This is a genomic window from Ruegeria sp. O11 (assembly GCF_056535285.1).
Window position 1 is genome coordinate 123,321 of the sequence record NZ_JBQERS010000003.1, and the last position, 19,941, is coordinate 143,261.

Genomic DNA, 19,941 nt, shown 5'->3' on the forward strand with positions numbered 1-19,941 from the left:
TAGAAAAACCACAATATCAGGAGAGGCAGAAGAGTTGAGGATGCCCGGTCCAGCAAAAGCCAAATCGGTTCATTACCAGCGTCAGTTTAGACGACCAGATCACAGCCGGTTTCCCGGCGTCCCAGTTTTGCAATCATGATTTGCGCCATGTTTGGCCGCTCTTGCTCTTTTCCATTCCCAAAACGCTGCCCGAGTACGGGACTTGCTGTCAACAAAAATGTGGAGATGTCCTGCAAGCATGCGGGTGCGTCAGCCAGATTCGAACCAGCCTCAGATAGACCAATAGGGCCGTCCTTTAAAAAACGCGAAGATCGCGTGATCTGGATGAGCGGCCGTGCGCTTTAATTTGAATACACCCCCGTTGGCTAGCGATCTTTCCTAATTGATGTGGTTCTAAACAAAGGAATGGACGGAGGCGAATTTCTGTAGACTTCGCATGCGCTTGAAACGCCGCATCGCGCGTTCGCATCGTAGGAAAGGAAGATGTGAATTCTCGACGCGGTTTTTGAGCCACCTGCCCGTCTGTTGTTTTTTGTTAGCACCAAGCTCTGTGAGAGCGGCCCGGTACGATGCGAAGCGGTCCGTGACGACGTTTACCGCTTTACCGTGTCGCTTGATCAATTTCTTGAGGAATTTAAGTGCTACAGCTTTGTTTCAGCGTTTGGTGACAACGGCTTCCAGCACCTCGCCCTCATGATCCAAGGCCCGCCAAAGATAATGCCGCTTACCATTCACCTTCACAAAAACCTCATCCACTTACCACTTCCGTTTGGAGAATACGCGCAGCTGCTGAACACGCTTTCTTCGGATCTCAGCAGCAAACATCGGGCCAAACCTGTTCCACCAATACCGGACAGTTTCGTGGCTCACGTCGATGCCTCGCTCGTGCAACAAGTCTTCGACATTTCGAAGCGAGAGCGGGAAACGGATGTAAAGCATCACTGCAAGGCGGATGATCTCGGGGCTGGTTTTGAAGTGCTTAAAAGAGGCAAGATTGGTCATGGGCAAAAGCTACGCAACCGCCCTACCCCGCTCAAGCAAAGTTCTTCTGACAAAACCCGGGCTAGTATGAGACCTCCGCCTCCGCCTTCGGCAATATCAGGCTGACCTTTCCTTCGCTGAAGTTACTAAACGACAGATCCCAGCTCGTCCCTGGCCATACCAGTTGCAATTGCTTTGTTGCTGGTCGGTAGACAGCAGTATAGAGCGTACCGAACCCCGAGCTGAATGCCGTGGAGTAGAGAGGCGGACGCAGGAAAGCGTCGATAAACCGCTTTTCACTTTCGGGGTGCTGGTTGAGACGGTTCAACAGGAACCGTTCCCGCTCGAGCGTAGCGGTAAAGCGTGCATGTTTCGACCATTCCACCTGGCCCTGGTGGTTGGTCGCCACCGGCACGTCAGAGATTTGCGGATGCCGGTCGGGGGCCAGAAACACCGTGCCATGATTGTACTTTGCGTCCAAAACGGTGACGTTATAGCTCATGTGGCAGGGAATACGACTTAGGCATTCAACCGCTTCAGCGGTTGTTTCGCAGGTTTGCAGAACATAGCGCAGGATCAGTGGAACGCCGAACCCATCACCCACCTCGCGCCGCCCACCAAACGTCAGCGACACCGTCAGACCGGCATCGTTTATCCCGTCGAGCAGGCCAAGTACGCCATCACTCATCCCGATCACGCCACGCTCACCCCAGCGGGTTCTAAGCAAGGCGGCATCGAAGGTCTTGGGGTGATAATCATAGTTACGCACCAGAATAGGTGTCTTGCCGCGCCAGACCGCCTGGCTGCACCCCGACAGGTATTTCGGCGGGCAGTAAAAGCTGAGAAACCGCGCTTGGCTGTCGCTGCCGCCGACCAGTTCAACCACCTCTTCATACAGTGGCATGATCTCGGGCATATGCTGTTCCAGCGCGCGCAGACATTCGCGATAAGTGGGGCGGGCCGAATACCCCTCTTGCGCCCACCATTTGCAGTAAGCGGGCCAGTATTCGGCAAACAGCCCGGCCAGCTTGGGACCGGGCTGCGCCTCGTCGATGGAACGAAAAACAAGCGTCATAGGACTTTCTACATGATTTTGAACGCGGGGTCTTCCATCGGTTGCGCAGCGGGCAGAGGTTCAGCCATATAAGCCGAAGTGATCCCATGGATCCACTTTTTCGACTTGTCAGTCAGTTTGAAACCTTTGGTCATCGACCGCCCGCGCGTCACCAGAATGCCCAGATCAGCCCCTTCATAGCGGTAATCGCCAACATTCGAGATGCGCAGGAAAAACGCCTCATTCTCGCCCACGGCGCGGCGGTGATAGTCGAACCGGTCAAACACCACACGCCCGTCTTCCAGCATCTTGTAGATCCCCGATTGCGGGGCCTGCGTGATGCGGTCGACACTGTCATCGGTATGTTTGATCACCATCTGTGACCAACTGTCGATCATGTCCGGGTCAGCCCAGCGGGCATTCAGTTCCTCGACATCCAGTTCGAACGGTTTCTTCGAAAACTCCAGCAGGTGGAACAGGAACAGTGGCGCATCGGCATGAGCAAAGGCTGCGTGGTTGGTCATCGAACTGGCGCCGGTGATGCGGGGGTTCAATTCGCCTAGCCAAAGCTCATCGGTTTTCTTGTCGATCAGGAAGTCGAGCTCGAAATACCCGCGATAACCGGATTTGCGCAGTTCTTCCCCGAACTGGAAGGTCAACTGCCGCGCTTGTTCGCGGGCCTTGGGTGGGAAGGCCGTCGAGAAAATCTCATTCCCGCACCAGCCACCGCGATAGGGGGTGAGTTCCTTAAAGCCCACAAGCTCGGTCATCAGTGGGCCGACGATGGTGCCTTCGGACGTCGCACAGGCCTCGATTGCTGCACCGCGACAATCGATCCGTTTCATGATCTTGATCTCGCCTTCCCCGACGATCTCGTGCTCATGCTTTTTGAAATCGGTCTCGGACTTGATGAAAAAAGTCGTGTGGCCACTGTCGCCAAAGGCCGATTGCAGCACCAGATCGTGGCCCAGACCCGCCTTGTCGCAGATTTTCCGCAGGTGATCGTAGCTTTTGACCACACTCAGGGTGTTTGGCACCGAAGGTACGCCCGCCTTATTGCCGATGCGAACTGTTTCGATCTTGTTGTCGCATTTGGTTCGCAGCTTGGCCTTGGGGAACCAAAGCTGACCGCCCAGCTCCTTGACGAGCTTCTCGGTCGTCTCGTCAAACATCAGGAAGACAAACTTGGGCTTGCCACCGCGCCGCTTGACCAGATCAATGACCTCTTTGTGCTGCAGCAGATAGTTGTTGATGTCTTCGATCGACTGGAATTCGTCATGCGGCATCTCGGAAGGGACGAACACGTTCGGATGTCGACCGTCAAAGCAATCCATGTAGCAGATATAGGTAAAGTTCATCACCCATTCATCCAGCCCCAACAAGTTGAAATTGGTCGCCGATACAAAGTAGATCGGGTCCTTGTTGGTATGAAAATACCGGCGGATTTCCGAGATGTTTTTCAGCACCTTCTTTGGCATATGGTCCTCCCAGTCCCTTATGATTTCTTAATTGTTTTCAAAGCGTCTTCGGTAAATATGCGCAGGCCCAGATCGGCGCGGAATCCATGGATTTCCGAGACGTCCAGTTCCTGCATGAATTTTAGGATTTCGGGGCTGATCACCTGCCCCGGCACCAGAATCGGAAAGCCCGGCGGATAAGGGATCACGAAGGTGGCTGAGACCATTTCTTCCCCGGCCTCCAGCCGGTCCAGCATGTCTTTGTCGGGCTCGACATAGTCGCAGTTGTCTTCGTCATAAGACAAGAAAAACGCTGTGCGGATGTCGCCTGCCTCAGTGCCTTTTTCACAGCGGAACGCATCGTGGAACCGGCTGAAATCGGGCAGCGGCGGGACATGCTCGCTCAGGTTCCTGACGCGCTTGTCGAAAGCCAGTTTCTCCATCTTGGACGCATCATCCATCAGATCGTCCAGTTCCTTGGCGATCTCGACCAGCACTTCGATCAGATAGGCGACGGAACTGCGCGTGGTGCCTATGTTGGTCATGAACAGCACGGTATTACGCGATGTCTTGTTGATCTGGATGCCGTATTTATCCATCAAGATCTTCGTCTTGAACGTATCGCCGTCCCAGCCCGTCGCGCCGACATGCAGGGTGATGCGTGTGGCATCAAGAACGAATTCGTCTTTGGCCCAGCAATCCCAGACATCGGCCCAACCCTGATCCGGGTCGAAATAGCTGGTCATTCCGCTTTCGCGATATTGCTCGGGGATCATGTCGCCTGCGGTGACCAGCCGGAAGTATTTCTTGAGCAATGGATGCGTTGTAACCGCCCGGCGGATTGCCATGGCGCTTTCGACCTGCCGCTGGACGAACTCATACCCTTCGATCTCGACCTGCCTGCGGCCCACGTCCAGCGACGCAATGATCTGGTAGTTGGGCGAGGTCGAGGTGTGGGTCATATAAGCCTCATGAAAGGCTTCTTCGACAGCACCTTTGAACTGCTGGTCGTTGACGTGGATCATCGAACCCTGCCGTAGCGCGGTCAGCGTTTTATGCGTTGATTGCGTGGCATAGACCCGCACCCGTGCGTCCGGTGGTGCGATCAGGCGCGTATCGAGCCACGCGTCATCTCCCTTGCCCTCCAGTTCCTTTTGCTGTGCCGCATAGGCCTCGGCGTGTTCGGTGGTGCGGAACTCTTCTCGCAGAATATTGGCCGAACGCATCGCGGTGCGTACGCGGGTATTGGGCGCAAAGCGGGCGTAACCAAACCATGCCTCATCCCACAGGAACACAAGGTCTTTCTTGATCGCCAGACATTCCTGCATCACCCGCTGGACGTTATAGACGATGCCGTCAAAGGTGCAGTTGGTCAGCAGCACCATGCGCACCCGGTCCAGTTTGCCTTCAGCGCGCAGGGCCAGCAGTTTATGTTTGATTTCACGTACCGGTACCGCACCGTACATCGAGTAATCGTGCAGCGGATAGCTGTCCATGTAGACCACGCTCGCCCCCGCCAGCACCATACCGTAATGGTGTGATTTATGGCAGTCACGGTCGACCAGCACGATGTCACCGGGCCGGACCAGCGCCTGCACGACGATCTTGTTGCAGGTCGATGTTCCGTTGGTGGCAAAGAAGGTCTGTTTAGAGCCAAAGGCGCGAGCGGCGGCTTCTTGCGCCTCCTTTATCGGACCCTTGGGTTCCAGCAGCGAATCCAGCCCACCCGAGGTGGCAGAAGTTTCAGCCATGAAGATGTTCGATCCGTAGAACGCCCCCATGTCCTGAATCCAATGACTGCGGCTGATGGATTTACCCCGGCTGATTGGCATTGCGTGAAACACGCCTGTGGGCTGTTTGGAATATTCCTTGAGCGCTGTGAAGAACGGCGTCTTGTACCTTCGTTGCACCCCCCGCAGGATGTTCAGGTGCAGTTCCAGAAAGTCTTCCTGATTGTAGAACACCCGCCGGCACAGGCCGAGATCAAGACCGGCGATATCTTCCGCCGAGCGGTCGGTGATCAAATAGGCATCCAGCTCGGGACGAAGCATGCCGATCCGGCGACAGGTTTCAGGACCGTATTCCGAGGGTGACAGCGCATCAAGATCGGCGCCCTCGCCATAGAGACTGATATAGCGACCCAAAACATTGGTTTCGTTCTTGGATTTCAGGCTCAGGCCCGGGCGGACGATCACAGCCTGCACATTCTGGTTAAACAGAACTCCGATCAGCGCGTCCTCGACGCTGGGTACCACTACGGTCTCATAGATGAACGGATCTTCGCTGCGGCGCATCCGTTGCAGGCTGGTTTGCAGGAAGCGTTCCTGATGTTCGTTGACGTTGTCGACGATCATCACTTCGAAATAGGGCCGCCCCAGCGCGCGCGCCTCGTGACTTTGGGCCGCTTCGTCCTCGAACTCATCGCCTTCGGTTTCATCCGCGATCAGGGGGATCGAGCGGCGACGATACGCCCCCGATGTAAGCGCACGCGACACCCGGCGCACGGCGGTTGAAAAATCGCCAAAGTTGCCATGATCCAACAACCGGCGCAAATAGTCGAAGGCCGACCCGCCTGGAAAAGCGAAATACACCTCGATCGGGGCCAGCGCCTGCAACAATTGCCGTGCCCGGTCTCGATCCTTGTCGCTCGCACTCTGATCCAGAGATTCGGCCGTTTCCCGCAGCGCGCTCCATCGGTCTGCTCTCAGCTGTGAGGCGCTGTAGTAGTCCGAGATAGTGTGGAGCTTTTCGCTATCGGAAATGCCGTGCATGAAATTTTTCCTTTCTGCCGATACCGAAAAGTTGGGCTGGTATCAGTCTGTGCCGGAGCGCCCTTTGTAGAGATACAGATTGTCGGGCTTGGTCGCGGCGTCTTCGTTATATCCCAGCGCCGTTCTGGGGTCGGATGCAGCGACACCCGCGACGTCGCCTTTCTGCGGAATACGCAGTGGGCCCAGCGTATGCAGATAAGCATCCGCCCCGCTGGTACGGTCATAAACCGGGAAGTCCGCCTCGCGGTCACGGAAACTCTTGAGAACCTGCCCCAGACCTTTCAGTCCAACTTCACGTTGGCGACGGACCTGATCGAGATCGATCTCGATGGGGAAGATGTCCTCTTGCCCTGCCGATTGGTGCAGCACAGTGGCCGATGGGTCGACGACCAACGAGCGGCCAACGCCCCCAGCGGCCAGCCCGTTCACATCGAACACATAGCATTGGAACTGCGCGGCGGTCGCCTTGGCAATCGATAGCTCGGCCTCGCGGTCGGTTGTGCCGGTCAGGACCGGATGCAAAAGAACCTCAACCCCCTGAGAAGTCAGGTGCCGTGTTGTTTCGGGAAACCAGATATCATAGCAGATCGACAGGCCAAACCGGCCCACTTCCGGCACGTCGAATATGCAGAACTCTGTGCCTGAGGCGATGTTTTGTTCATAAGGCTTGAACGGGAACATCTTGGAGTATTTCGAAACGATCTCACCATCCGGGTTGATCACCACGGAAGTGTTATAAATCCGCCCATCCTCGCGTTTCTCGAACATCGAGCCAGGGACCAGCCAGATCCCGTAACGCCGCGCCGCGTCCTGAAAGCGCGACAGGTCGTCATTGGGAAAGGGTTGGGCAAACCGGTCGAGCGGACCGTGAGGCGCCAGCTCGCTGAACAAGGCCATCTGGGTCCAGGGGAACCGAGCCATCATGATGTCGATCCGATGCAACATAGCGTCGACGTTCGACTGCAGCGCGCCGACATGCATCTGGATTCCGGTTATCGCAAAGGGGGTCATATTTCGTTTCTTCTCATTTTCTCGCCGATTGCGACCGCCGCTATGATCCGGCGCTCTTCATCGGAACACAAAATCGTGTATTCACGCAAGCCTGCTGTCCTCAGGCCAATTGTTTTGGAAGATTCCGGCGTCATTGTGCCTCTTCCTCGGCTGCATCATCTGTTAGAGTTTCCACAAAATCGATATCGTTGCGGACCCAGAAGAAACGGAAGCCACAACTGCGCAGCCATTTTTCAAGGCGGTCCAGGCTGGACCATTCCCGCCGCAGACCGCGGGTGGATTCGACCAACGCCCATTGGCCATCGACCAGAAAATACACCGTCCAGGTGTTGGGATGCGTCGAGTGGTTGGCAAAGCCGCCGCTGACCACCTCGCGCGCCGTGCGCACGGCGACAGGGTAATCTCCGATGCGGTTTTCAGCCGCAAGAATCGCCAGATCGTTTTGACGGATAGTGAATGTTGGGAACGGTGCGACGCTCATGCAGCCTCGGTCTGTACGGCGTCGAGCAGCGCCTTGCGCCGTTCACTGATCTCCGCCGGTTTGAGGTTTTCGATACGGGTCGCAAGCGTCCAGACATGGCCGAAGGGATCGGCGATTGTAGAGCAGCGTTCACCCCAATAGGTATCGGTCGCCTCGGCAATCAGGCGGGCGCCATTTTCCAGCGCGGTCGCGAGGGTCGCGTCAGTGTCTTCGACATACATGTGATGTCCAACCGGTGTGACCGTGCCCGAAACGGCGGGACCATGCGCACCCCAACCGGCGGTGACAAACAGCATCGAATTGCCGATCTTGATGACGGCAAATCCCGGAGCCTCTTCCACATCACAGGCCTGGACCTTCGCGCCAAAGGCGCTTTCGTAGAACTGCAGCGCTGCGGGTACGTCACCAACGGCAAGCGACGCGGTGCAGGTACGATAGCCACGGGGCATAGTGGCAGGCTTCTTCATCATTCCGGTCCTCTCCGAATTGGGCGACGGTCGCCCTAAGTGACATGCAGGAAATTCCCGCACTATGCATCATACTGTGGCTCATTCCGGCGGGACCTGCAACACTATGATGCATAGTGCTTATTTTTCACTCCAAATGCTCAGAAAGTTGGCGGTGTGCAGGCGCTGATGATCCGGCAGACTACGGGGTCGACCTGCAGGAACCGTTGCGGCGTGCGACTGTTGAAGTAATGGGCATCGACCGGCCCCAGAACCTTGCGTTGATCGCCCACCGTCACCTCGACCCGGCCCGAGATCACGGCGCCGCCCTCTTCCACCTCATGGCCATACATCACCCGCCCTGTATCGGCGCCAAAATCATAGGTCTCCTGCAAGATCATCATCGCGCGCGCATGCAGGTTTGATCCCACCTGCCACAGCGACAGCCCGCCCTTGCCGTTCTTGGTCAGTTCTTCAGCAGCGTAGAACACTGTCTGCTCACTTTCGATCTCGGACGAGAAAAAGTCCGACATGCTGATCGGGCGGCGCTGTCAGACGAATTCGAACCAGTCTCAGTTAGCCGCGGAAACCGCGAACCTATCCGGAACAAAGTTGACGCCATTCGCTAAGAGCAACGGCCCGGGTCAGCTTGAAGGTGTCTCGGCCGGCTAGCGATCTTTCCTGGTTGAAGTGGTTGTAGACGGAGGAATGGACGGAGGCGAATTTCTGCAAACTTCGCATACGCCTGAAACGTTGCATCGCACGTTCGCGTCTTCGAAACGGCAGGTGCGAGTTCTCGACGCGGTTTTTGAGCCACCTGCCCGTCTGTTGTTTTTTGTTAGCACCAAGCTCTGTGATAGCGGCCCGGTACGATGCGAAGCGGTCCGTGACGACGTTTACCGCTTTACCGTGTCGCTTCATCAATTTCCTGAGGAATTTCAGTGCTGCAGCTTTGTTTCAGCGTTTGGTGACAACGGCTTCCAACACTTCGCCCTCATGATCCAAGGCCCGCCAAAGATAATGCCGCTTACCATTCACCTTCACAAAAACCTCATCCACTTACCACTTCCGTTTGGAGAATACGCGCAGCTGCTGAACACGCTTTCTTCGGATCTCAACAGCAAACATTGGGCCAAACCTGTTCCACCGATACCGGACAGTTTCGTGGCTCACGTCGATGCCTCGCTCGTGTAACAAGTCTTCGACATTTCGAAGCGAGATTGGGAAACGGATGTAAAGCATCACCGCAAGGCGGATGATCTCGGGGCTGGTTCTGAAATACTTAAAAGAGGCAAGATTGGTTATGGGCAAAAGCTACGCAACACCCCTGCCCGCCTCAAGCCAAGTTCTTCTGACAATACCTTGCCGTCAATTGATGTTCTGCAGGCACACAGCCTTTTTGACCTCTGGGCGAGAACTCAAGCCGGTTGAGATTCTTCTGGAATAATCGCCCCCGAATGCATCACGATCTGCGACGCGAGAGAATGCCCGTACTTCATGGCTACGCTAGTATCTCCGGTCTGCAGAAAACGGCCCAGAAAACCACCATTAAAACCATCTCCCGCCGCAGTTGTGTCGACCACTTTGTCCACCGCTTGGAACTGCTTAACTGGTTGCGGGCCTTTCAAGCATAGCGGACCTCGATGACCACGTTTCAGAGCCCCATTTTCGATACCATATGTCTGGAAGCGTTTGACAACCTGATGTTCTGAAATCTCGTCAAACAGGGTCAACTCATCATCCAACGAGGGCAAAGCAATGTCACATTGTCGCCAAGCAGCTTCGACCGCGGTCAAAGCAACGCTCTTTGATGGCCACAATGACGGGCGATAGTTGCTGTCGAAAACAAACTTTCGACCCATTGTGCGATAAGTTGGCAACCAATTTAGAAAGGCGTGACGGATATTCTCATCTAGAATCGCAAGTGTGATTGCCGAGGCGTAGACAACGTCATATTTTTCGAGGGACTGAAATGGATGACGTTCATTCTGCTGAAAGAGCAGACGCGCGGCGGATTGATGGCGCCAGTATTGGAAACTGCGCTCTCCGGATGGATCTGTTGCGATAGCATAGACACCGGGCAATCGACCTTCGATCCTTCCCAAATCGTTGATGCCAATTCCCTCTGCCTGAACAAATCGAGAGATTTCGTCAGAGAAGTGGTCGCTTCCCAGCAGACTGACAAGACTGACACTGTGTTTGGCAGGCAAGGTGCGGCGTAAATAGATCGCTGTGTTTAGCACGTCACCCGCGACTCCGATTCTGGCTGTACCGGGAATGGTAGTGGCAATCAGTTCCATCATGACTTCACCGATGCAGGCGACTTTCAAAGATTTCATTGGCCGTACTCCTTACCGGAACATTGCTTTGCATCAGTGATTGTGTCTGAGGGCGAACTTTCGTTCGATGTCCTGAAATTTAGGTGCCTGCCTCAGCACCATGCCTTCCGAAAAGGGTTGAACAGAGTCTCGGAACATTTGCTGCCATGGGGTTTGGCTTGCTGGGGCCTTGAAGCCTCCCGCGTTTTCCAGCGCCCTTCGTCGGTCAGCCAATTCTTCATCGGCGATCAATACATTGACCGTCCGATTGTTCAGATCTACCCGCACCCGATCTCCGGTCTGCAATATTGCGAGACCACCGCCATCGGCTGCCTCGGGCGAAGCGTTCAGGATTGAAGCGGAACCGGATGTTCCCGATTGCCGCCCATCTCCGATACAGGGAAGGGCGTGAACGCCTTGTTTGATGAGGTAGGACGGCGGTCGCATGTTTACCACTTCAGCACCACCCGGATATCCAATAGGCCCTGCAACCCGCATCACCAGAATGCAATTTTCATCGATTTCAAGTTTCGGATCATCAATGGTTTTGTGAAATACCTCTGGCCCGTCAAATACAATGGCGCGCCCTTCAAACGCGTTCGGATCGTTTGGATTGCAAAGATAGCGCCGGCGAAAGGCATCACCGATGACCGAGGTTTTCATAATGGCGCTGTCAAACAGATTGCCCTTCAGATTGAGAAATCCGGCATCCTGCGAAAGAGGATTTTCCACCGAGCGAATGACATCCGCGTTTGTAGCCTCAATCCCGGAGTTGTTTTGGGCGATCGTCTTACCGTTGGCGCAGATCACATCCGGATGCGGCAGCAATCCTGCGCGCATTAGCTCAGCGACAACAGCAGGCACACCACCAGCGCGGAAAAAGTCCTCACCCAAATACTGGCCTGAGGGCTGAACATTTGCCAACAGCGGAATGGCGTGACCCAGACTTTCCCAATCATCATTGGTCAACTCGATACCCAGATGGCGGGCAATTGCGTTCAGGTGAATCGGCGCGTTGGTCGATCCCCCCAGCGCAGAGTTGATGACAATGGCATTCTCGAACGCTTCGCGGGTCATGATCTTGCTCGGACGCAAATCCTCTCGCACCATTTCGACAATGCGCAAACCGGTATAGTAGGCCATTTGCCCACGTTCCCGATACGGCGCGGGAATGGCGGCAGAACCCGGAAGTTGCATACCCAGCACCTCGGCGAGCGAGTTCATGGTGGATGCGGTTCCCATTGTATTGCAATAGCCAACTGAAGGGGCGGATGAGGCGGCAAGCTCAAGAAACTCTTCTGCGTCGATTTCACCAGCCGCCAGTTGTTGCCGCGCCTGCCAGATAACACTTCCCGACCCGGCCCGTTCACCCTTGTACCACCCATTCAGCATTGGCCCGACTGACAGCGCAATCGCAGGAACGTTCACGGTCGCCGCAGCCATTAACAGCGCAGGCGTTGTCTTGTCGCATCCAATGGTTAGTACAACCCCATCAATAGGATAGCCAAACAGTGTTTCCACTAGGCCCAGATAGGCCAAGTTCCTGTCCAGCATGGCGGTTGGGCGTTTTCCAGTCTCCTGAATCGGATGCACCGGGACTTCCAGCGCAATACCGCCAGCGGTTCGAATGGCCTCGCGCGTGCGCTGCGCGAGCTCAAGATGATGACGGTTGCAGGGCGAAATGTCGCTGCCGGTCTGGGCGATCGCGATGATCGGTTTGTCGGACCTCAATTCTTCCAGTGTCAGCCCATAATTCAGGTATCGTTCCAGATAAAGAGCCGTCATCTCAGGATCATCGGGATTGTTGAACCACTCACGCGAGCGTAGCTTGGTCATGTCACCGCCCCACCCATGCGCCGTCTTTGGCGGACGAAGATTGGGCCGCCGCTATAAACCACATCCCGTCCAGACCGTCCTGCAAATTCGGGATCAGCGCATTATCGGTGCCCGAGGAAATCACATCGGCGATGTCATTGTAGAGCGTTGCAAAACCTTCCAAATACCCTTCGGGATGTCCTGGCGGGATGCGCGTCCAATCCGGGCCCGTTCCGGCCCCACCCCGGGTCAGGATCTGTTTCGGTTCGCCAAAGCGCGTGTAGCTCATGTGGTTGGGGTTCTCCTGTGCCCATTCGAGCCCACCTTTGTCGCCATAAATGCGCAGGCGCAGACCGTTTTCGCAGCCCACCGCCACCTGACTGGCCCAAAGCATTCCCCGTGCGCCGCCTTCGTATCGCAGCAGGATATGTGCGTTGTCGTCCACCTTTCGGCCAGCGCCAAAGCTTTGCAGATCCGCAGACAGCGCCTGAACCTTTTGTCTGGTAACAAAATTGGCCAGATTGAACGCATGGGTACCAATGTCGCCGATAGCACCGGCGCCGGACTTCGTTGGATCGGTGCGCCAACCGGCCTGCTTGTGTCCGTCCTGTTCCAGCGGTTCGGTCAACCAGTCTTGCGCATATTCCGCCTGTACCAACCTGATTTGTCCCAGATCACCGCGCGCAATCAGGGCGCGGGCCTGCCGTATCAGCGGGTAACCCGTGTAGTTGTGGGTCAGAAAGAACCGGGCCTTGCTGGTTTCGACGGCAGCCTTGATCGCATCAGCTTCCTCGCTGCTGGCAGCAAGAGGTTTGTCGCAAATCACGTGGATACCTGCATTCAGGAACGCTGCGCTGGGACCAGTATGCATGTGGTTGGGGGTCACGATGGCAACCGCGTCAATACCATCTGGGCGCACAGCCTCGGCCTTTGCCATATCCTCGTAAGAGGCATATGACCGGTCCGGCGCGATTCCAAGTTCCGCTGCACTGGCCGCCGCCCGATCTGGATCCGAGGACAGCGCCCCGGCAACCAGTTCAAATCGCCCGTCGATACGGGACGCAATCCGGTGCACGGCGCCGATAAAGGCCCCTTGCCCGCCACCAACCATGCCCAGTTTCAAACGTGTCATAGCCCCAACATTCCCTTGATCATTACCTCATCCCGCTCACCACCGGCAAAGTCGTCAAAGGCTTTCTGCGTGACCTCGATCAGGTGTTTTTCAATGAATGGCGCGCCTTCGGCCGCGCCTTGTTCGGGGGATTTGATGCAGCATTCCCATTCCAGAACCGCCCAGCTGTCAAAGCCGTATTGGGTCAGTTTCGAAAAGATCCCGGCAAAATCCACCTGGCCATCGCCAAGCGACCGGAACCGGCCCGCGCGGTTCATCCATCCCTGATAGCCGGAATACACGCCTTGCCGCCCGTCCGGATTAAATTCGGCGTCTTTGACATGAAACGCATTGATACGGTCATGGTAGAGATCGATGAACGCCAGATAATCCAGCTGCTGCAACAGGAAATGGCTGGGATCGTAATTGATCATCGCGGCTTCGTGCCCACCGCAGGCATCGACAAACATCTCGAATGTCGCACCGTCAAACACATCCTCACCAGGATGGATTTCAAACCCGATATCCTGCCCGTGATCGGCATAGTGGTTCAAGATAGGAGTCCACCGGCGGCCGAGCTCGGCAAAGGCTTCTTCGATCAGCCCGTCGGGCCGCTGTGGCCACGGGTAAAGAAACGGGAACGCCAGAGAGCCGGTGAAACTGACCGTGTGCTTGAGGCCCAGCCGTTTGCTGGCAATCGCGGCTTTCATCATTTGATCCACAGCCCATGCCTGACGCCTGGTCGGGTTACCGCGGCAGTCTTCCGGCGCAAAGGCATCAAATGCTGCGTCATAGGCCGGGTTTACCGCAACCAATTGGCCTTGCAGATGGGTCGACAGTTCGGTGATCTCGACCCCTGCATCCGCGCAGATGCCCTTGACCTCATCGCAATAGGTCTGGCTGTCAGCGGCCTTGTCCAAATCAAACAGACGCGCGTCAAAGGTCGGTATCTGAATCCCTTTGTACCCAAGCCCGGCGGCCCAGGCTGCGATTTCAGCAAGTGAGTTGAACGGCGCGTCATCCGCCGCGAATTGTGCCAGAAACAGAGCTGGCCCTTTGATCTGAGTGCTCAATTCGGTCTCCTTGATGTTCGGACGTTAAAGGCTGTGAAGGGCGCTACGGTCGGGCACTTCCAGACATTGCATGGGTGAAATATCGGGGTTCTGGATCGCCTGAATTGTGGCCTTGGCAAGAAATGCTCCGGTCGTATCCACGTTCTCGTGCACCACAATGATCTCGGGGCGCACAAATTGCAGCATTGGAATGGCCTCTTTCGACACGATGTCGAAATCGCGCCCAACCCGGAAATCCAGGCTTTCCATTCCAGCCACAACCGCCATGGTCGCGTTGGTTGAGGCGCATATGAACCCGTCTATCTTGGGGTCTGCAGCCATCTTTCGCGTCGCCCATTCACGGGTTTCGAATGTGGTGGCATCGCTGTGCACCTGTTGTGCAACATGCAGATTCACACCCTGTTTTTCAGCAGCCGCCTTTGCCCCGTTCACCATTTCCAATGCATAGTTCTGGTCAAGCGGAGGGGCGACCAACACAAGATTCCGACGTCCCTTGCGAACAAGTTCATCAACCCCCAGCCGTGCATATGTGAAATTGTCGAAATCGTAATAGGCATGCTGTCCGGCCCATTTGGTACGACCATGGGTGGCAAAGGGAAACTTGCGGTCCATAAGGTATCTGGCGCGCGGGTCCTCGGTCCGGACCTGGTTGAAGATGATGCCATCTGCAGTCTGATTTTCGACGATGTAACGCACCGACTCCATTGGATCATCATCAGGCAGGATCGGAATCACGTTCAGATGGTAAGGGGTCTCGCGAAGGGAAACCCCGATCGACGATAACAGGCGCGCCGTGACATTCATCATTTCGCGTTCGGTTGACATCACCAGTGAGATCACATTGGTGCGTCCGGTCCTCAGACCAACGCCAGCGCGGTTGGGGACATAACCGAGTTCTTTGGCGATCTGCCGAATCTTTTTCTTGGTTGATTCGCTAATATCAGGCGCATCCGCCAATGCGCGCGAAACGGTGGGAACAGCCATTCCACTCGCTTCCGAAATGGTCTTGAGGGTCGGCTTCCGAGAGCCTGATCTGGGCGCAGGGCTTTTATTTTTCATCGTTTTTACCTTCGCTTTACTGAGGCCGATCAGAACTGCAGGGCGGTATCTGATGGCGCTAAATTTATCCAGCAAGAAAACTGTTGCAAGCACAATCTAAAACGTTATAGAAAAATCTACAACGATTTAGTTGGGAGGAAAATGCTATGAAGATCAAAGCCGCACTGGCAACCACTGCAGCAATTGTTAGCGCTAGCGCGTTGAGTGCTGCCGATCTTGAGGTGACACATTGGTGGACATCCGGAGGTGAAGCGGTTGCAGTTTCGGAATTCGCCAAGGCCGTAAACGAAAAGACGGCGCATAACTGGGTGGACGGCGCGATCGCCGGATCCGGTGGTACGGCGCGCCCCATCATCATCAGTCGCATCCTTGGTGGTGACCCAATGGCGGCGACGCAGCTGAACCATGGTCGTCAGGCGGAAGAGCTGATCGAAGCGGGCCTGATGACGGACCTCACTGACTTGGCCGAGGCCGAAGGTTGGAAAGACTTTGTATACCCCTCATCCCTTCTAGAGGGCTGCACCTACGAAGGGCGTATTTACTGCGTTCCGGTAAACATTCACTCGACCCAATGGCTGTGGCTCAGCCACGACGCGTTTGAAAAGGCCGGTATTGAGGTACCAAAGGACTGGTTCGAATTCGTCGCTGCCGCACCCAAGCTGGAAGAAGCCGGATTGGTGCCGATGGCACAGGGTCAGCAAGGCTGGCAGCAGGCGATCGCGTTCGGCGCATTGTCAATCAGTGTGGTCGGGATGGACACCTGGAGCAAAGTTGTCGTCGAAAAGGATGCCGACGTAGCCGGCGGACCGGAATATGCCAAAGTGTTCCAGGCTTCGGCTGATGCCCGCGAACTGGCGCGCAACAGCAACGTGCAGGACTGGAATCTTGCTACCAACATGGTGATCACCGGCAAAGCGGGTGGACAGATCATGGGCGACTGGGCTCAGGGTGAGTTTGCCGTAGCTGGTCAAGTGGCAGGCGAAGACTACACCTGCCTGCCAGGTCTGGGCTTAAACCAGGTCATCGACACCGGTGGAGACGCGTTCTATTTCCCCGTCGTCGACGACCCTGATGTCAAGGCCGCACAGCTTGAGATGGCCTCGATCCTGATCTCGAAAGAGGCGCAGGTCGCCTTTAATCTGGCAAAAGGTTCGCTGCCCGTCCGGGGTGACATTGATCTGTCGACGGCAAATGACTGTATGCAGAAGGGCCTTGCGATCCTCGCAGCGGGCGGCGTGTTGCCCAATGCGGACCAAACTCTGTCCGCTGACACTCAAACTCAGATCAAGGATCTGATGGCCGAGTTCTGGGCTTCGGACATGACCGCCGAAGATGCACAGGCCCGGTACGCGTCGATTATCGCGTCTGCCGACTGAGCCCGACATGTCGGGGCGCGCCTCTCCCCCCGCGCCCCGACCCTTCACGGGGTTTCCTATGACACTTGCAGATACCGCACGCGTATCCGACAACCCGGTACGCCGTCCAAAACAACTATTTCGCAACCTGAGCGCCAAATTCGCCTCGATCCCGATGATCCTCACGGCGCTGGTGGTGTTCGTTGGCGGCACGGCGTGGACAGTCGCACATTCCTTCACCAAGTCTCGCCTGCTGCCAAAGTGGGACTTTGTTGGACTGGACCAATATGAACGGCTTTGGAACAGCAATCGCTGGATCATTTCGGTCGAAAACCTGTTGATCTACGGTGTGTGTTCGCTGGTTCTGACCATGGTCTTGGGTTTTTCCCTCGCGGCCCTTCTGGATCGCAAGATCCGGTTCGAGGGCGCGTTTCGCACCATCTTTCTATATCCTTTCGCCCTGTCCTTCATCGTCACCGGTCTGGCCTGGCAATGGATCCTGAACCCCGATTTCGGCATTCAGGGCGTTGTGCGCAACATGGGCTGGGAGAGCTTTACTTTCGACCCCCTCAACAATCCGGACATCGTTATCTTCGGCATCCTGATCGCGGGCCTCTGGCAGGGCACCGGCTTTGTAATGGTCATCATGCTGGCCGGTCTGCGCGGAATAGATGAAGACATTTGGAAAGCCGCTCGAGTCGATGGCATCGGCATCACCAAAACCTATGTCCGCGTGATCATCCCAATGATGCGCCCTGTATTCGTGACCGCCTTGGTCATCATCGCCAGCGGTATCATCAAGCTTTACGATCTTGTGGTCGCGCAGACCAATGGCGGCCCGGGCATCGCGTCCGAAGTCCCGGCCAAATACGTCATCAACTACATGTTCGAAGCGCAGAACCTTGCGCAAGGCTTTGCTGCCTCAACCATGATGTTGCTCTCGGTCATCATCGTGCTGGTCCCGTGGGCTTATCTGGAATTCGGAGGAAAGAAACGTGGTTGATGCGACATCCCAAACCGCTGGACGGATTCTGGAAGGCCCGCGCGGAAGCAAGCCTAAATCGCGTCTCTCGCGCCGCAACATATTCCTCTATGGCACTTTGCTGCTGGTTTCGATCTACTACCTGTTGCCGCTTTACGTGATGATCGTCACCTCGCTGAAGGGGATGCCGGAGATCCGTCTGGGCAATATCTTTGCGCCACCTGTCGAAATCACCTTTGAGCCTTGGGTAAAGGCCTGGGCAGAGGCCTGCACGGGCATCAACTGCGATGGCCTGAGCCGGGGGTTCGGAAATTCGGTGAAGATCTTGATCCCATCGCTTATCCTGTCCATTTCGATTGCCAGCGTGAACGGCTACGCGCTTGCCAACTGGCGGTTCAAAGGGTCCGAGGTGTTCTTTACCATCCTGATCATCGGGGCCTTCATCCCCTATCAGACCATGCTCTATCCCATCGTGATCATCCTGCGGGAGATCGGGTTGATGGGTTCGCTCTGGGGACTGGTTCTTGTACACACCGTGTTTGGGATGCCGATTCTGACCCTGCTGTTCCGAAACTACTTCACCTCGCTGCCGGAAGAGCTGTTCAAGGCCGCCCGCGTCGACGGTGCCGGGTTTTGGGGCGTCTATTTCCGGGTTATGCTGCCCATGTCGATCCCGATTTTCGTGGTCGCGATGATCCTGCAGGTCACCGGAATCTGGAACGACTTCCTGTTCGGCGTGATTTACACCAAGCCCGAAACCTATCCGATGACGGTGCAGCTGAACAACATCGTGAACTCGGTCCAGGGCATCAAGGAATACAACGTCAACATGGCTGCAACGCTACTGACCGGCCTTGTCCCTCTCGTCATCTACTTTGTCTCCGGCAAACTCTTTGTGCGCGGTATCGCCGCCGGCGCTGTGAAAGGTTGACCCAATGAACATCCATTCCCATTCCGTCGAAGTCCGCGATCTGGACCTGCACTTTGGCGAAGTCAAAGTTCTGCAAGAGCTGAACATCGACATCCATGAAGGCGAGTTTCTGGTGCTGCTGGGGTCGTCCGGGTGTGGCAAATCCACCCTGCTGAACTGTATCGCCGGGCTGCTGGACGTGACCGACGGGCAGATTTTCATCAAAGGTCAGAACGTAACCTGGAAGGAGCCCTCAGACCGTGGCATCGGCATGGTGTTCCAGTCTTATGCGCTGTACCCGCAAATGACTGTCGAAGGAAACCTGTCCTTCGGCCTCAAGAACGCGCGCGTTGCCAGAGATGAGATCGCCAAGCGCGTGGCGCGGGCCGCCGAAATATTGCAGATCGAACCTTTGCTCAAACGCAAGCCGGGCGCATTGTCCGGCGGTCAGCGCCAGCGCGTCGCCATCGGCCGGGCACTGGTACGTGATGTCGATGTATTCCTGTTTGACGAGCCGCTCTCGAACCTTGACGCCAAGCTGCGCACCGATCTGCGGGTTGAACTCAAACGCCTGCATCAGCAGCTCAAGAATACCATGATCTATGTGACGCATGATCAGGTCGAAGCAATGACACTTGCGGACCGGATTGCCATCATGAAAGGGGGCAAAATCATGCAATTGGGCAGCCCGGACGAAATCTACAACCGGCCACAAAACATCTATGTCGCAGGTTTCATCGGCAGCCCGGCAATGAACATGATCGAAGGCCGCATCGACAATGGCCATTTCGCCGGACACGACCTGTCGCTGCCGCTGGACGGCTACGAATTCAAAAGAACAGACCACCACGCCGGACCCGTTGTCATCGGTATTCGCCCCGAACATGTTCTGACCGGCGACGCGGTTGAGACTGCTGCAGCACAGGCAGAGGTCGAAGTTCAGATCGTCGAGAAACTGGGTTCGGATACCCTGGTTCACTCCACCCTTGGGTCACACAATCTACGGTTCCGCATGGATGGGCTCAGCCGCGTGGCCGAAGGCGATCGCCTGCGAATTGGTTTCGATACTTCACGCGCTTCGCTGTTTGACGCCGCGACCGAGACGCGACTGTAACCC

General features: G+C 56.0%; 17 protein-coding genes and 2 pseudogenes. 4 read left to right on the top strand and 15 right to left on the bottom strand.

The genetic code is table 11. The annotated features are described in order from the left end of the window. Window positions 1–381 precede the first annotated feature (381 nt). The 15 genes and pseudogenes from ACRZ91_RS08900 to ACRZ91_RS08970 form a co-directional block, all read right to left on the bottom strand. Window positions 382–1,002, bottom strand: a pseudogene (locus tag ACRZ91_RS08900) (IS6 family transposase); the annotation flags it as partial. Between the two features lie 61 nt (window positions 1,003–1,063). Next, window positions 1,064–2,056, bottom strand: coding sequence for a C45 family autoproteolytic acyltransferase/hydolase (locus ACRZ91_RS08905; protein ID WP_480904388.1), 993 nt, complete (start codon window positions 2,054–2,056; stop codon window positions 1,064–1,066). Window positions 2,057–2,064: 8 nt separating this feature from the next. Continuing rightward, on the bottom strand, window positions 2,065–3,513 hold the full coding sequence (locus tag ACRZ91_RS08910) for a biotin carboxylase (protein WP_480904391.1): 1,449 nt from the start codon (window positions 3,511–3,513) through the stop codon (window positions 2,065–2,067). A gap of 17 nt (window positions 3,514–3,530) precedes the next feature. After that, window positions 3,531–6,263, bottom strand: a complete 2,733-nt coding sequence (locus ACRZ91_RS08915) for an aminotransferase class I/II-fold pyridoxal phosphate-dependent enzyme (RefSeq protein ID WP_480904394.1) — start codon at window positions 6,261–6,263, stop codon at window positions 3,531–3,533. 42 nt (window positions 6,264–6,305) lie between these two features. Then, window positions 6,306–7,274: a carbon-nitrogen hydrolase family protein gene (locus ACRZ91_RS08920; protein WP_480904398.1), complete on the bottom strand. Its 969-nt coding sequence runs from the start codon at window positions 7,272–7,274 to the stop codon at window positions 6,306–6,308. Next, window positions 7,271–7,408 carry a hypothetical protein gene (locus ACRZ91_RS08925; RefSeq protein ID WP_010442677.1) on the bottom strand — a complete coding sequence of 46 codons (138 nt, stop codon included), beginning with the start codon at window positions 7,406–7,408 and terminating at the stop codon, window positions 7,271–7,273. The genes ACRZ91_RS08920 and ACRZ91_RS08925 overlap by 4 nt, the downstream gene beginning before the upstream one ends. Next, complete coding sequence (locus ACRZ91_RS08930) at window positions 7,405–7,755, bottom strand: hypothetical protein (protein WP_170543489.1); 351 nt, start codon at window positions 7,753–7,755, stop codon at window positions 7,405–7,407. Before ACRZ91_RS08930 ends, ACRZ91_RS08925 begins: the two co-directional genes overlap by 4 nt. Next, window positions 7,752–8,225 (bottom strand): VOC family protein, encoded by a 474-nt coding sequence (locus ACRZ91_RS08935; protein WP_480423145.1) that lies wholly within the window; start codon window positions 8,223–8,225, stop codon window positions 7,752–7,754. The genes ACRZ91_RS08930 and ACRZ91_RS08935 overlap by 4 nt, the downstream gene beginning before the upstream one ends. Before the next feature lie 137 nt (window positions 8,226–8,362). Then, a complete protein-coding gene (locus ACRZ91_RS08940) occupies window positions 8,363–8,734 on the bottom strand; it encodes a cupin domain-containing protein (protein WP_480904401.1) in 372 nt (123 codons plus the stop codon). Between the two features lie 64 nt (window positions 8,735–8,798). Further along, window positions 8,799–9,506, bottom strand: a pseudogene (locus ACRZ91_RS08945) (IS6 family transposase). Window positions 9,507–9,619: 113 nt separating this feature from the next. Continuing rightward, complete coding sequence (locus tag ACRZ91_RS08950) at window positions 9,620–10,540, bottom strand: sugar kinase (RefSeq protein ID WP_480904404.1); 921 nt, start codon at window positions 10,538–10,540, stop codon at window positions 9,620–9,622. Window positions 10,541–10,573: 33 nt separating this feature from the next. Then, entirely contained in the window at window positions 10,574–12,355 is a 1,782-nt protein-coding gene (locus ACRZ91_RS08955) for an IlvD/Edd family dehydratase (RefSeq protein WP_480904407.1), read from the bottom strand. Window position 12,356: 1 nt separating this feature from the next. Then, on the bottom strand, window positions 12,357–13,466 hold the full coding sequence (locus ACRZ91_RS08960) for a Gfo/Idh/MocA family protein (RefSeq protein WP_480904410.1): 1,110 nt from the start codon (window positions 13,464–13,466) through the stop codon (window positions 12,357–12,359). Then, a complete protein-coding gene (locus ACRZ91_RS08965; RefSeq protein ID WP_480904413.1) occupies window positions 13,463–14,518 on the bottom strand; it encodes a sugar phosphate isomerase/epimerase family protein in 1,056 nt (351 codons plus the stop codon). Before ACRZ91_RS08965 ends, ACRZ91_RS08960 begins: the two co-directional genes overlap by 4 nt. Window positions 14,519–14,542: 24 nt before the next feature. Then, window positions 14,543–15,577 carry a LacI family transcriptional regulator gene (locus tag ACRZ91_RS08970; RefSeq protein WP_480904416.1) on the bottom strand — a complete coding sequence of 345 codons (1,035 nt, stop codon included), beginning with the start codon at window positions 15,575–15,577 and terminating at the stop codon, window positions 14,543–14,545. A gap of 146 nt (window positions 15,578–15,723) precedes the next feature. On the opposite strand from ACRZ91_RS08970, the gene ACRZ91_RS08975 reads away from it, so the two are divergent. The 4 genes from ACRZ91_RS08975 to ACRZ91_RS08990 are packed head-to-tail and all read left to right on the top strand — an operon-like array spanning window position 15,724 to window position 19,938. Continuing rightward, on the top strand, window positions 15,724–16,953 hold the full coding sequence (locus ACRZ91_RS08975; RefSeq protein ID WP_480904419.1) for an ABC transporter substrate-binding protein: 1,230 nt from the start codon (window positions 15,724–15,726) through the stop codon (window positions 16,951–16,953). Window positions 16,954–17,011: 58 nt separating this feature from the next. Beyond that, a complete protein-coding gene (locus ACRZ91_RS08980; RefSeq protein WP_480904422.1) occupies window positions 17,012–17,935 on the top strand; it encodes a carbohydrate ABC transporter permease in 924 nt (307 codons plus the stop codon). Next, the gene (locus tag ACRZ91_RS08985) at window positions 17,928–18,845 is read left to right on the top strand and encodes a carbohydrate ABC transporter permease (RefSeq protein WP_170780559.1); all 918 of its coding nucleotides are present in this window, start codon (window positions 17,928–17,930) and stop codon (window positions 18,843–18,845) included. Before ACRZ91_RS08980 ends, ACRZ91_RS08985 begins: the two co-directional genes overlap by 8 nt. Before the next feature lie 4 nt (window positions 18,846–18,849). Then, a complete protein-coding gene (locus ACRZ91_RS08990) occupies window positions 18,850–19,938 on the top strand; it encodes an ABC transporter ATP-binding protein (protein ID WP_480904425.1) in 1,089 nt (362 codons plus the stop codon). Window positions 19,939–19,941 lie beyond the last annotated feature (3 nt).